This is a genomic window from Streptomyces sp. SAI-127 (assembly GCF_029894425.1).
Lineage (GTDB): Bacteria > Actinomycetota > Actinomycetes > Streptomycetales > Streptomycetaceae > Streptomyces.
Genome location: NZ_JARXYJ010000001.1, coordinates 7,636,677 through 7,649,908, shown reverse-complemented (window position 1 = coordinate 7,649,908; position 13,232 = coordinate 7,636,677). Strand labels below are relative to the sequence as shown.

General features: G+C 71.9%; 12 protein-coding genes and 1 pseudogene. 5 read left to right on the top strand and 8 right to left on the bottom strand.

The window, feature by feature from the left end; all coding sequences use genetic code 11:
* Positions 1 to 271 precede the first annotated feature (271 nt).
* Complete coding sequence (locus M2157_RS35150) at positions 272 to 1,042, bottom strand: methyltransferase (RefSeq protein ID WP_280857026.1); 771 nt, start codon at positions 1,040 to 1,042, stop codon at positions 272 to 274.
* 418 nt (positions 1,043 to 1,460) lie between these two features.
* Positions 1,461 to 2,036 (bottom strand): SAV_6107 family HEPN domain-containing protein, encoded by a 576-nt coding sequence (locus M2157_RS35145; protein ID WP_280867237.1) that lies wholly within the window; start codon positions 2,034 to 2,036, stop codon positions 1,461 to 1,463.
* Positions 2,037 to 2,216: 180 nt separating this feature from the next.
* Between M2157_RS35145 and M2157_RS35140 the strand changes: the two genes are divergently transcribed.
* The 5 genes from M2157_RS35140 (at position 2,217) to M2157_RS35120 (ending at position 8,294) form a co-directional block, all read left to right on the top strand.
* Positions 2,217 to 2,957: an ATP-binding cassette domain-containing protein gene (locus tag M2157_RS35140; RefSeq protein WP_280857028.1), complete on the top strand. Its 741-nt coding sequence runs from the start codon at positions 2,217 to 2,219 to the stop codon at positions 2,955 to 2,957.
* Entirely contained in the window at positions 2,929 to 5,013 is a 2,085-nt protein-coding gene (locus tag M2157_RS35135) for a YhgE/Pip domain-containing protein (RefSeq protein WP_280867236.1), read from the top strand. The genes M2157_RS35140 and M2157_RS35135 overlap by 29 nt, the downstream gene beginning before the upstream one ends.
* Positions 5,014 to 5,060: 47 nt before the next feature.
* The gene (locus tag M2157_RS35130; RefSeq protein ID WP_280857030.1) at positions 5,061 to 5,693 is read left to right on the top strand and encodes a TetR/AcrR family transcriptional regulator; all 633 of its coding nucleotides are present in this window, start codon (positions 5,061 to 5,063) and stop codon (positions 5,691 to 5,693) included.
* Positions 5,694 to 6,088: 395 nt separating this feature from the next.
* Positions 6,089 to 6,703 (top strand): DUF4126 domain-containing protein, encoded by a 615-nt coding sequence (locus M2157_RS35125; RefSeq protein WP_280857031.1) that lies wholly within the window; start codon positions 6,089 to 6,091, stop codon positions 6,701 to 6,703.
* Positions 6,704 to 6,791: 88 nt separating this feature from the next.
* Entirely contained in the window at positions 6,792 to 8,294 is a 1,503-nt protein-coding gene (locus M2157_RS35120; RefSeq protein WP_280857032.1) for an NAD(P)/FAD-dependent oxidoreductase, read from the top strand.
* A gap of 41 nt (positions 8,295 to 8,335) precedes the next feature.
* Here M2157_RS35120 and M2157_RS35115 read toward each other — a convergent pair.
* The 6 genes and pseudogenes from M2157_RS35115 to M2157_RS35090 form a co-directional block, all read right to left on the bottom strand.
* A pseudogene (locus M2157_RS35115) lies at positions 8,336 to 9,305 on the bottom strand (hypothetical protein).
* 56 nt (positions 9,306 to 9,361) lie between these two features.
* Positions 9,362 to 10,285, bottom strand: coding sequence for a methylenetetrahydrofolate reductase [NAD(P)H] (gene metF, locus M2157_RS35110; RefSeq protein WP_266525618.1), 924 nt, complete (start codon positions 10,283 to 10,285; stop codon positions 9,362 to 9,364).
* A 123-nt stretch (positions 10,286 to 10,408) separates the two neighbouring features.
* A complete protein-coding gene (thiE, locus tag M2157_RS35105; protein ID WP_280867235.1) occupies positions 10,409 to 11,059 on the bottom strand; it encodes a thiamine phosphate synthase in 651 nt (216 codons plus the stop codon).
* 94 nt (positions 11,060 to 11,153) lie between these two features.
* Positions 11,154 to 11,525 (bottom strand): Rv2175c family DNA-binding protein, encoded by a 372-nt coding sequence (locus M2157_RS35100; protein WP_280867234.1) that lies wholly within the window; start codon positions 11,523 to 11,525, stop codon positions 11,154 to 11,156.
* Positions 11,526 to 11,617: 92 nt separating this feature from the next.
* A complete protein-coding gene (locus M2157_RS35095) occupies positions 11,618 to 12,832 on the bottom strand; it encodes an FAD-dependent oxidoreductase (RefSeq protein ID WP_280867233.1) in 1,215 nt (404 codons plus the stop codon).
* Positions 12,833 to 12,864: 32 nt separating this feature from the next.
* Positions 12,865 to 13,215 (bottom strand): hypothetical protein, encoded by a 351-nt coding sequence (locus M2157_RS35090; RefSeq protein WP_280857036.1) that lies wholly within the window; start codon positions 13,213 to 13,215, stop codon positions 12,865 to 12,867.
* Positions 13,216 to 13,232: the final 17 nt, after the last annotated feature.

The following is a 13,232-nucleotide window of genomic DNA, read 5'->3' as shown; positions in this document are numbered from 1 at the left end:
CCTCCTCATCGTGCAGTCGCCGGGGCGACTCGGGGGGTCCCTTCAGGATAGGCAGGGAATCGCCCCCGTGAAACCCGCCCCTCTGCGCCAATTGGCCAACCGGATTCCGCCATGAACGCTCCGGCTGCTGAATCTTGTCATTCCCCAGCGGCCGTCCCGTCATGCCGGGCGGTCTCCCTCGATCATACGGCGCTGTGCGCGCGATCGGGGGGCCTGTGGCGTACTCCATGTGCCATCAAGTACCTGATCAGCACTCCGGCACAGGGGCGGCTCAGGCCTCGGCGGCCTCACGGGTCTCGCCGAGCACATGGAGCTGCGTGGCCACGGAGCGGAAGGCGGGGAGCTCGGCCGCCGCCTCCTCCAGCTTCAGCAGGGCTTCCAGGGCGCCGGGCTCGGTGTCCACGAGCACGCCGGGGACGAGGTCGGCGAAGACCCGCACGCCGTGCACCGCGCCTACGGTGAGGCCCGCGCCCTCGACGAGCGCGGTGAGCTGTTCGGCGGTGAAGCGGCGCGGCACGGGGTCGCCGTCGCCCCAGCGGCCGTTCGGGTCGTCGAGCGCCTGCCTGGCCTCTTTGAAGTGGCCGGCCAGGGCCCGGGCGAGCACGGCGCCGCCGAGACCGGCGGCGAGCAGACTGAGGACGCCCTCGGGGCGCAGGGCGGCCACGACGTTGCGCACGCCCTCGGCCGGGTCGTCCACGTACTCCAGGACGCCGTGGCACAGCACCACGTCGTAGCCGGCGCGCTCGGCCACGTCGAAGAGGCCGTGGGCGTCGCCCTGGACACCTCGCACCCGGTCGGCGACTCCGGCCTCGGCCGCGCGGCGCTCCAGGGCGAACAGTGCGTTGGGGCTGGGGTCGACGACGGTGACCTGGTGGCCGAGACGGGCGACGGGCACGGCGAAGTTGCCGCTGCCGCCTCCGGTGTCGAGGACGTCCAGCGCCTGACGTCCCGTGGCCTTGACCCGGCGGTCGAGGGCGTCCTGGAGGACCTCCCAGACCACGGCGGTACGGAGAGAGGCGCGGGGTCGCAGCGGGTCCGACACGACAGTTGACTCCTCGGCGCGGCACCGCCCGTTGCACGGCGGAGCGATCGGGGCGCCTTCCCGGCCAGGGGCGCGGACGGGGAAGGCTTCAGGCGCTCCCCACCCTATTGCCTCCGCCGCCACGCCCGGCCATCGCGGTGCCGCGGCCAGGGCACGTCCCGCCTGCCGGGGCGGCGGGAGACCGGGGGCGGCCGGGGTGGAGCACGGGGCGCTGCGAGGAGCGGCTCGGCGGGGGGAGCTCCGCGGTGTGCTGCGGGCCGGGGAGGCGGCGCCTGCGGCTCGGCGGGACGGTCCACGGGTGGAGTGCTCCGCGATCCGCGTCGGGTCGAGGCGACACGGCCCCCTGGGCCACCCCCTGTAGAACAAGTGCCCGAGTCGTCGCCGTCGCGGCCGCATCCCGGCCAGGAGCGTGCCGCGCTCAGCCCGCGTCCGGGAAGTCGCGGCCGCGGTCGGAGTCGCCGGCGCCCTCCTCGGGCTGGTCCGCGTCCTGGCGTGGTTGTGGCAGGACCGGCTGGAGCACCAGCATCCGCTCGACGAGGCGCAGGAACATCGCCACGTCGCGTATGAGGTCGTCCGCGTCCCGGCGGCTTGCCGCGCCCTGGATGCCGGCCTCGGCCCGGGCGCGGCGCCGGGCCCCGGAGGCGAACAGCGCGCTCCACTCGGTGAGCTCGGGCGCTATCTCGGGGAGCACTTCCCAGGCGCTCCGGATCTTGGCGCGGCGTCGGGGCGTGGGCTCCGGGCGCCCCCGCGCGGCGAGCACGGCGGCCGCGGTGCGCAGGGCGGCGAGATGCGCCGTCGCATAGCGCTCGTTCGGCGTCTCCAGCGCCGAGGCCTCGTCGAGGCCGGCGCGGGCCTGGGCGAGCAGGTCGAGGGCGGCGGGCGGGGCCGTCGTCCGGCGCAGCACGGGGTGTACGTCGCTCGCCGGGCCGGTCAGTGAGGGGGCAGGGCCGGTGGCGCGGCGCCGACGGGCGGCGGCTGCGTGATAGCTGGCCATGACGAACCTCCTGTCGTCTGGTTGACGGCACATCCCGCTACGGAGTGCCGTATGTGCCCATCGTGAGGTATGCCACTGACAATCCGTTCTGACCTGGGCTTTTGCTTCGATCGAAGGTTCGGGTTAGTTTTTGCACTGACCAGTCAGTTCAAAAAGTTCTCGATTCAAGAAGATCAGGGGGTGGCCGTGGACGGAATCGCTGTCTCGGCCGAAGGTTTCGGGCTCAGGGGACCCCGCGGCTGGGCCTTCCGCGGGATCGACCTCACCGCGGAGCCCGGCGCGCTGATCGCCGTCGAGGGGACGTCCGGCTCCGGCCGCACGAGCCTGCTCCTTGCGCTCACGGGGCGGATGAAGGCCACCGAGGGCACGGCGACCGTGGGCGGGGCGCGACTGCCGAAGCAGATGACGGCGGTGCGCCGGTTCAGTGCCCTGGCCCATGTCGCCGGGGTCACCGATCTCGACCCGGCGCTGACCGTCGCGGAGCACCTGCGCGAACGGGCGCTGCTGCAACGTCGCTTCGGCGACTCGGTACGCGCGCTGCTGCGGCCGCGCGCCGAGCGCACGGCCGAGGCGAGGCTGCGGATCGACACCGCGCTGGCGGCCGCCGGGCTCGACCTGGAGGCCCTGCCCAAGGGTGCGCGGACCGCCGTACGCGATCTGGAACGTCCGGAGGCCCTGCGTCTGTCGATCGCCCTGGCCCTGATCGGCCGTCCCAAGCTGCTGGGGGTCGACGATCTGGATCTGAAGCTCTCCGATATCGAACGGACCGGGGCTTGGGCGCTGCTCCGGTCCCTCACCGCGACCGGGACGACCGTCGTGGCGGTGTGCAGCGAGGCCCCTCACGACGCCGTGACGGTGTCCACGCGCCCTGAGACCGGGAAGGAGAAGGCAGATGCGTTCACCGCGACTGGCCGCGCTTGAGCTGCGCCGCTTCGGCAGGGGGAAGCTGCCGCGCGCCGCCCTGGTGGCGCTGCTCGTGCTGCCGCTGCTGTACGGCGCCCTGTATCTGTGGTCCTTCTGGGACCCGTACGGCCGCCTGGACCGCATCCCCGTCGCCCTCGTCAACGACGACAGGGGCGCCACCGCCGACGGCAGAAAACTGACCGCGGGCGACGACCTCACCAAGGGGTTGCGCGAGAGCGACACCTTCGAGTGGCACCAGGTGAGCGCCGCCGACGCGCGGAAGGGTGTCGAGAACGGCACCTACTACCTGTCGCTGACCATGCCGGCCGACTTCAGCGGGCGGATCGCCTCCAGTGCGGGCGACTCCCCCGAGACCGGCGCCCTCCAGGTCCGTACGAACGACTCGAACAACTACATCGTCGGGCAGATCTCACGGACGGTCTTCGCCGAGGTGCGCCGGGCCGCGTCCACGAAGGCGTCGCGGTCCTTCCTGGACCGGATCTTCATCTCCTTCTCCGACATCCACGGCGCCACGGTGAAGGCCGCCAACGGGGCCGACGACCTGGAAGGCGGCATCGGCAAGGCGGAGAAGGGATCCGAGGATCTCGCCACGGGCCTGAAGGACGCCGAGGCGGGCACCGGGAAGCTCTCCGACGGGCTGGCGAAGCTCGACACGGGCTCGGGTGACCTCGCGGACGGCGCGCAGCAGGTCGCCGACGGGACCCAGAGCCTCGCCGACAAGGTCAACGGTGTCGCGGACAAGGTGGGCCCCTTCCTGGAAGGCAACGAGAAGACCATCGGCGACACCGCCCGGCTCGTCGCCGACTCGGCCGCAGCCGTCCGCCACAACCTCGGCACCCTGGTGAGGACCGCCCCGGCGGCCGCCGAGGGAGCGCACAAGGCCGACGACACCCTGAAGGCCGTCTACACGGCGCGCTGCACGGACCCCGTGCTGCCGGACCCCGCCTGCGCCGACCTGAAGAAGGCCGCGCAGGCTGCCGGCGACGTGGCGAAGGTCGCCGACGACGTCAACGCTCTCGTCGCCGACCAGAACGGCGATCTGAAGAAGCTCGACAGCCGGCTCGCCACGCTCCAGCAGCAGGCCGGAGCGCTCGCCGACCGGGCGCCCCGCCTCTCCGAGGACCTGGACGACGCCGTAGCGAAGATCAACGAGCTGAACCGGGGCGCGGGCGAGGTCGCCGCCGGGGCCAGGACGCTCCACTCCGGCCTCGGCACCGCGAGGACCGGCGCACAGGACCTGGACGAGGGCGTCGGCCGGCTCAGGACCGGGGCCGACGACCTGAGCGGCGGCATGTACAAGCTCGCCGACGGCTCCGAGAAGCTCTCCGACGGGCTGCACGACGGCGCCTCGCAGATCCCCGACTACGACAAGAAGGACCGCGACCGGCGCACCGACGTGATGGCGGATCCGGTCCAACTGGTCTCCAGGGACCTGCACAAGGCGCCGAACTACGGCACCGGGTTCGCCCCGTACTTCATCCCGCTGTCCCTGTGGGTGGGCGCGATGGTGGCGTACATGCTGATCACACCGATGAACCGGCGTGCGCTCGCCGCCGGTGCCGCGGCCTGGCGGATCGCCCTGGCCGGGTGGCTGCCCGTGGTGGCGATCGGAGTGCTGCAGACCGTGGCCCTGATGTCGGTGCTGCACTGGGCGATCGGCCTGCAGATGGCGCGGGCGGCCGGGACCGTGGGCTTCCTCTTCCTGGTGACGGCCTGCTTCGCGGCGATCGTCCAATGGCTGAACGCACGCTTCGGAGCGGCGGGCCGGATCCTCGTCCTGGCTCTCCTGATGCTCCAGCTGACGTCCGCGGGCGGCACCTACCCCGTCCAGACCAGTCCGGGCTTCTTCAACGCGATCCACCCCTTCCTGCCGATGAGCTACGTCGTGGAGGCCCTCAGAAGGCTCATCACGGGCGGCGGTCTCACTCCGGTGTGGCACGCGTGCGTGGTGCTCCTCGCCTTCACCGCCGGCGCCCTCGCGCTGACGGCCCTGTCGGCCCGCCGCCGGCAGGTGTGGACGCTGGACCGGCTGCACCCGGAGCTGACCCTGTGAGTCCTTCCGCGACCGCAAGGGCGGCCTCACCTGTGAGAATCAGGACCATGGAAAGCAGCAGCGCCACGGCGGGCGTCAGCACGCGCCGCGAGGCCACCCGGCAGAAGCTCTACGAGGCGGCCGTCACGCTCATCGCCGAGCAGGGCTTCTCCGCCACCACGGTCGACGAGATCGCCGAGCGGGCCGGAGTCGCGAAGGGCACGGTCTACTACAACTTCGCGAGCAAGTCCGTCCTCTTCGAGGAACTGCTGCGGCACGGCGTGGGCCTTCTCACCGCCTCCTTGAGGGACGCGGCGGAATCGACGGCACGCGCTGGGGGCGGCAAGGTGGACGCCCTGGACGCGATGATCCGGGCCGGTCTCGTCTTCATCGACCGTTACCCGGCCTTCACGCAGTTGTACGTGGCCGAGTTGTGGCGCACCAACAGGGCCTGGCAGTCCACGCTCATGGTGGTCCGTCAGCAGGCCGTGGCGGTCGTGGAGGGCGTCCTGCGCGACGGCGTGGAGAACGGCGAGTTCAGCGACGAGATCGACGTACCGCTGACCGCCTCCGCCCTGGTCGGCATGGTCCTGGTGGCCGCCCTGGACTGGCAGTCCTTCCAGCCCGAGCGCTCTCTGGACGACGTGCACGCTGCGCTGTCGCGGCTGTTGCAGGGGCGGGTGAGCGGGCGCCGGGGATGACACGAGGCTGACATGCGAAAGCGCCGGTCCGGTGTGGCCGCGTCCCCCGCGGGCCACCTCGAACCGGCGCTTTCTCCTGCTCCCCCGATTCCCCCCGTTCTCCCCCGTCCCCCCGTTGGGCCCCCGTTCGGTCGTTCCCCCGCTTTCCCGGGTTCCCCCGTGCCTCGCTCCCGCCGACCTCGGCCGGCGGAAGGAGCGGATCCGGGGGCGGCTCCGTTCCGGCGCCCCGTGTCGCCGGTGCCGGAGCCGTTCCCCTTCGCCGTGGCTCCACTCTCTCGTTCGAGCAGGTCGGGGCCCATCCGCGCGCGTACTCATCTCACCCCCTAGGTACGCGTACTCAGTCCTGCGCACTCACCCCCAGACCGCCCCGCCACCGACTGGTTACGATCGCGTCCGTGTCCGTACTCCCTCTGGTGTTCACCAGCGGCTGGGCCAGCGGCGTCAACGCCTACGCGGTGGTGCTGCTGCTCGGCGTGTTCGGCGCGACGGGGCTGAGCGACGACGTGCCCGAGACCCTGCAGCGCCCTGAGGTCCTCGTCACAGCGGGCGTGTTGTTCCTGTGCGAGGCGGTGGCCGACAAGATCCCGTACGTCGACTCGGCCTGGGACTCGGTCCACACGGTGATCCGCCCCGTCGCCGGCGCCTGGGTCGGCGCGCTGCTCGCAGGTCAGAGCGGTTCGCTCTCCGATGTGGCGGCGGGCCTGATCGGCGGTTCGACGGCCCTGGCCAGCCACACCGTCAAGGCGGGCACGCGCATGGCGGTCAACACCTCGCCCGAGCCCTTCAGCAACGTGATCGTGAGCCTGGCCGAGGATCTCGGGGTCGCCGGCGTCGTCACCTTCGCGATGTTCCACCCGGAGGCGGCCGCGGTCATCGCGGGCGTACTGCTGCTGGCCGGCCTGCTGACGCTCTTCTTCCTGATCTCCCGCATCCGAAGATTCCGACGCCGCAGGGCCCAACGCCGGGAGGAGAAACGCCTCGCGGCACGCATCGGACGACCGCCCGGCTGACGTCCGGGCCACGATGTGCCGCAGGCCCCCGTCGGAAAACCGGCCGCCCGCGGCCGGAGTGTCAGTGGCGGCCGATAAAGTCGCAGGCATGGCACGGATTGCGGTGATCGGCGCCGGGATGGGCGCGATGGCGGCCGCTGCCCGGCTGGCCGTCGCGGGCCACCGGGTGGCGGTGTACGAGCGTACGGAGACGTACGGCGGGGCGGTGCGCCGGTTCGAGCGGGACGGGTTCGGATTCGACACCGGGCCGGGACTGCTCACCCTCCCCGCGGTCTACCGCGATCTGTTCATCAAGACCGGCAAGGAACCCCTGGAGTCGGTCGTCGAGCTGGTCCAGGTCGATCCGTCCTCGCGGCACATCTTCACGGACGGCACCGAGGTGTCCCTGCCCAACGCCTCGCGCGCGGGAGTGGTCGCAGCACTGGACGAGGCCCTCGGCGCGGGCGCGGGCGCACGCTGGGGTGACTTCCTCGTCCGGGCCCGCGAAGCCTGGGACCGCACCCGCAGGCCGCTCCTGGAGGAGCCCCTGTGGCCCAACTGGCAGGTGCTGCAGCGCGAGCCCTACCCCGCGGTGCCGCACAAACGGCTGCTGCGCACCCGACGGGCCTGCACGCTGCACGAGATCGGGGCCTGGGAGCTACGGGATCCGCGGCTCGCGGCCCTGCTGTACGGCCATGCGCTCGCGCACGGCGTCGACCCCGGCAGCGCGCCGGCGAGCGCGGCCGTCCTGCCGTACATGGAGCACGCCTTCGGCACCTGGTATGTCCGGGGCGGGATGCGGGAGTTGGCGCGGGCGGTGTACGAGCGGTGCGTCCAGCGCAAGGTCGAGTTCCACTTCGGCGCCGAGGTGACGGGCGTCCTGGAGAAGGACGGCCGCGCGGCAGGTCTGGAGCTGTCCGACGGGGCGGTCGTGGAGGCGGACACCGTCGTCGGCACCGGACCCTGGCGACTGCGCGGGCTCGTACCGGGTCGTGAGCTCTACGGCGCGAAGGACGTGCTTCCCGACGCCGAGGACCTGCACCCCGGCCGGGTCGTGGTGTGCCTCGCCCTGCGCGGAGCGCGGGAGCCGGACGCCGTGCACCGCACGGTGGTCTACGGCCCCGACCTGGAGGGCGAGTTGGACCTCTTCGTGCACGGGGAGATGCCCGACCCCACAGTGCGGATCGACCGGCCGGACGACCCTGCCCTGCGCCCCGACGCGGACCACGAATCCGTGGTGCTGACGGCGACCGTGTCGTCCGGCATGGGGTACGACTGGGCCACCGCGGGAGTCGTGGAGGCCTTCGCGGACCGGATGGTCGCCGCCGCCGAGCGGGCGATTCCGGGCCTGCGGGAGCGGATCCTGTGGCGCGAGGTGCGGACGCCCGTGCACACCGAGCGAGAGACAGGAGCCGTGGGCGGCGCCGTCGCCCCGCCCTCGCTGGCCGGCGGCGAAGGCACCCTGCACCCGTCCAACAGCACGGCGGTACCTGGCCTGTTCACGGCCGGCGGCTGGTCGCACCCCGGCGGGGGCCTCCCCCACGCGGGCATGTCGGGCTCGTTGGTGGCCGGACTGATCGTGGAGGGACCGGAGTTCCGCGGTTCTCAGTGACAACCGCTCAGTGACAACCGCTCAGTGACGACCGCGCGGGATCAGAAGCGGTACTGCTCGTCGTACCCGTTCCCCTGGCTCTGCCCGTGGTTCTGTTCCTGGCCGTTGTCGGGGTAGTACCCCTGCTCCGGCGGGAGTTCGCCGCCGTACTCGTCGGTGCGCTGCTGCGGCACCCACACCCCGCCGGCCGGGGTCTCGCCGCCGTACGTCCCGCCGTACTGGTCGTAGCCCTGCTGGACGAACTGCTGCTGGCCGCCGTAGGAGGCGTCGTACGACCCCGCCCCATAGGTCTGGGTGCCGATGTACGGGTCGGAGTAGGCGGCGTACTGCTGCTGCCCGGCCTGGTCGTAGCCGTACTGCTGCTGGTCGTACCCGGAGTAGCCGTCGTAGCCGTACGTCTGGTCGGCGGCGGCCGTCGCGTACTGGTCCTGGGTCTGGCCCGCGGACGCGTAGGACTGGTCACCTGCGTAGGAGGAGTCGTTGTATATGCCGTAGGAGCCGGTGTCGTCCGGCAGGGGCTGCGGCTCGTAGACCGACGTGGTCTCGGCGGCCGCGGCGGAGCGCGCGGGCGTGAAGACGTCGTCGCGGTCGTAGTCGTCGTGGCCGTAGCCGGCGGTGTCCGGCCGGCCCCTGGTCGTACCCGGCCTCGTCGCCGTGGGCCGCCTCGCCTGCCTCGAGGTCGGAGACCTCCAGGGCGGGCTCCTCGCCGCGCTCACGACGGCTCTTCTTGCCGCCGGTCAGACCGCCCAGCGCGGCCGGCGGGTTGACCGCCCAGCCCTGCTCGAAGCCGCGGCGGAACGACAGCGTGACGTAGGTCTGGCCGACCGCGAAGGCGATCGCGCCCAGCCCGATGACGACCACCGACGGCATCAGCACGCCGACGACCACACCGAGGAAGCCGACGAAGGCGAGCAGCCGCCAGCGCAGCCGTGCCTTGTACTGCAGCAGCACCTCGCCGAGCAGCCACAGCGCGACGATTCCGAACGCGATGTAGAGGACCGTCCAGCCCATGTACGCCCCTCTCCCAGTGACCGCTACGCAGTGTGTCGTATATCCGTACGGCCGGTCTAGGCCTGCGGTGGATGGTGCAGACCCAGGTTTTCGTAGATTTCCAGCGTCGCCGTGGAGTTGTTGAGCGTGATGAAGTGCAGTCCGGGCACTCCCTCGGACAGCAGCCGGGCGCAGAACTCCGTGGCGAACTCGATTCCGATCGAGCGTACAGCGGTCGGATCGTCCTTTGCTGTGAGGATCCGCTCTTTCAGGACGGAGGGGATGATCGCGTTGCTGAGCTGCGGGAGCCGTTCCAGCATCCGCACGCTGGTCACGGGCATGACCTCAGGAATGACGGGGGTCTCGCAACCCGCGGCGTGGACTCGGTCACGCAGCCGCAGATAGGACTCCGGCTGGAAGAACATCTGGGTGATGGCGTAGTCGGCGCCGGCGCGGCACTTGTCGACGAAGCGCGTGACGTCGGAGTCCCAGTCCGCGGAGCGCGGGTGCATCTCCGGGAAGGCCGCGACGCCGACGCAGAAGTCGCCCGACTCCTTGATGAGCCGGACGAGTTCGGCGGCGTAGGTCAGGCCCTGCGGATGCGCCACCCACTCGGCCATCGGGTCGCCGGGCGGGTCGCCGCGCACGGCCAGGATGTTGCGGATCCCGGCGTCGGCGTACTGGCCGATGATGTTGCGCAGTTCCGCGACGGAGTGGTCGACCGCGGTCAGGTGGGCGACCGGGGTCAGGGTGGTGTCCGCGACGATCTGCTGGGTCTCCTTGACGGTGCCCGCGCGGGTGGAGCCGCCGGCGCCGTAGGTCACGGAGACGAAGTCCGGGGCGACCGCCTCGACCCTCCTGAGCGCGCTCCACAGGTTCCGCTCACCCTTGGGGGTCTTCGGCGCCGAGAACTCGAAGGAGTACGTCGTCTTGCCCGCGGCGAGCATGTCACGCACCGTGCGTGCGCGGTCAGTCCTGGTGGATGCGGTTCCTAGGGCCATACCGGCAGGTTAGCCAGGGGGCAGCGGTCGCCCAACCGGATCAGGGAAATTTGCCCGCTTTGTCGACTTGTTGTCCACCCCTCGGACACCGGGCCGATCATGCGACCGGCGAATACCGGCCCCTCACTCCGTGTCACGCAGCCGCTTCGCGAACTCCGCGGCGGCCGCGCCCGGGTCGTCCGCCTCGGTGATCGCCCGGACGACCACGACCCGGCGGGCACCGGCCTCCAGGACCTCGTCGAGGTTGCCGAGGTCGATGCCGCCGATGGCGAACCAGGGGCGGTCGGTGCCGAGGGCGGCGGTGTACCGGACCAGGTCGAGGCCGGGGGCGTGCCGGCCTGGCTTGGTGGGGGTCGGCCAGCAGGGGCCGGTGCAGAAGTAGTCCACGCCGTCCTGGACCGCGGCAGCGGCGGCCTCCGCCTCGGCGTGCGTGGAGCGACCTATGAGGATGTCGTCGCCGAGGATCGCGCGGGCGGCGGGGACGGGCAGGTCGCCCTGGCCGAGGTGCAGCACACCGGCGCCCGCCGCGTGGGCGACGTCGGCCCGGTCGTTGACCGCGAGAAGCCTGCCGTGCCGCGCGCAGGCGTCGGCGAAGACCTGGAGATGCTCCAGTTCCTCGGCCGCTTCCATGCCCTTGTCCCGCAGCTGCACGATGTCGACGCCCCCGGCCAGGACCGCGTCCAGGAACTCGGCGAGGTCGCCCTGGTGCTTGCGGGCGTCCGTGCAGAGGTAGACGCGGGCGTCGGCGAGCCGGTCACGGGTGGTGTCGGGCATGCGTGAGTCTCCCCCGGGTTCGGTGGCGTACGGGCCGTGCCGGACCGTGGCCGTGGCCTCGGCAGTCACGGCCCGTACGCCGGTGTGGTTCGGATCAGACGGCGAGCGCCTGGGCCCGGCGCTTCACCTCCGTGCCGCGATTCTCGCTCAGGGCCTGCGCGGGGGTGCCGGGCAGGCTCTCGTCGGGCGTGAAGAGCCACTCCAGCATCTCTTCGTCGGTGAAGCCGTCGTCCCTCAGGAGCGTCAGGGTCCCGGCCAGGCCCTTGACGACCTTCTGCTCGACCCCGTCGATGAAGGCGGCGGGAACGTGCAGCGCGCGGTTCTCACCACGGCGTACGGCGATGAGCTGGCCGTCCTTGACCAGCTGCCGCACACGCGTCACCTCGACATCGAGCACTTCTGCGATGTCGGGGAGGGTGAGCCAGGCGGGGACGAGAGCATCGATCTTTGCGTCAATCTCGGTCACGGGATTAAGCGTGCCATCCCGCACTGACAGTCGGAAGCCGGGGCGCCCCGGCGGGGGAACGCAGTTCTCGCAGCGGCCCACCCGGTGGTCGCCTATGCCGTCGCCGCCTTCAGCGGCCTCGCCGGGTCCGCGAGCAGCTCCGGGTCCATCTCCGCGCCCGCCTCGATCAGGCGGCGGCCCTGGGCCAGGTCGCGGGGCCGGCCCACCGCCAGGAGGGCCACCAGGCGCCTCTCGCGCAGCCAGCACACCGTCCAGGCGGGGCCCGACGGCTCGCCGCGCCACAGCGTCGTGTCAGCGGACGCGTGGTGGCCGGCGTACTGGACGAAGCGGCCGAACTGCTCGGACCAGAAGTACGGAACGGGGTCGTAGACCGGGCGGGTCTCGCCCAGGATGTCGGCGGCCACCGTGCGGGGGCCTTGGAGGGCGTTGTCCCAGTGGTGGACCAGCAGGCGCTCGCCGTACCTGCCCGAGGGGAAGGAGGCGCAGTCACCGACCGCGTAGACGTCCGGTACGGAAGTGCGCAGCCGGTCGTCGGCGACGACCTCGCGGTGAGCGCCGAGTTCGATGCCCGAACCGGCGAGCCAGGCCGTGGCGGGCCGTGCGCCGACACCCACCACGACCGCGTCGGCGGCCACCCGGGAGCCGTCGTCCAGGACGACCGCGCCGGGCTCGACACGCTCCACGCGCGCGTGGGTGCGCAACACGGCACCCGCGTCGGCGTACCAGGAGGTCATCGGCGCGGCCACCTCGGCGGGCAGCGCGCCCGCGAGCGGCCGGTCGGCGGCTTCCACGACCGTCACCGCGCAGCCCGACTCACGCGCGGCGGTGGCGAACTCGGCGCCGATCCAGCCCGCGCCGACGACCACGATGTCGTGCTGTCGGGCGAGCACGGGGCGCAGCCGCTCGGCGTCGTCCAGGGTGCGCAGCAGATGCACGCCCGGTACACCCTCCGTGCCGGGCAGCCGGATCGGTTCGGCACCGGTGGCGAGGACCAGGGCGTCGTACGGGACAGGCCCGGCCTCGGTGTCCAGTTCGTGCGCTTCCGGGCGCACGCCCAGCGCCTCGCGGCCGAGCAGCAGTTCGATGCCGAGGGCCTCGAAGTCCACGTCGAAGGCCGAGCCCTCGGCCTTGCCGAGCAGCACGGCCTTGGACAGCGGCGGACGGTCGTACGGCTGGTGGGGCTCCGCGCCGATCACCGTGACCGTGCCCTTGAATCCCTGTTCGCGCAGAGCGACCGCGGTCTGTACGCCGGCCATGCCCGCGCCGACCACGACCACCCGCCGCTGCGCCTGCGTCTGCTCGCTCATTTGATCACCCTAGTCACCTGACAATCAGTCAGTCAGGAGTCGTGCTCAGTGACCTGTTCCACAACGCTCGTCCCGCTGCCCGGCTGCGACTCCCACTCCCACGTCTCCTCCAACCGCAGCCGACCGTCGGGAAGCTCCACGACCGTCGAGACGCAGTGCCCGGAGGATGTCGTTCCGTCCTGCTTGAGCTGCACGTACCGGAAGTCGAGACGATCCCCCGCGCGCGTGCCGACGAGATGTCCGCGCACGACGTCACCGCCCGCGTACTCGGCCCAGATCTCCCCGTCCTTCTCGTGGTAGGTGAACCGGGTCCGAGTACCCACCTGACCCGGGGCCTGATCGGCCACCGGGGCGAGGAGGAGACCGTCGAGCGAGCGGGGCATGGCGGAAGGCTCCCTTA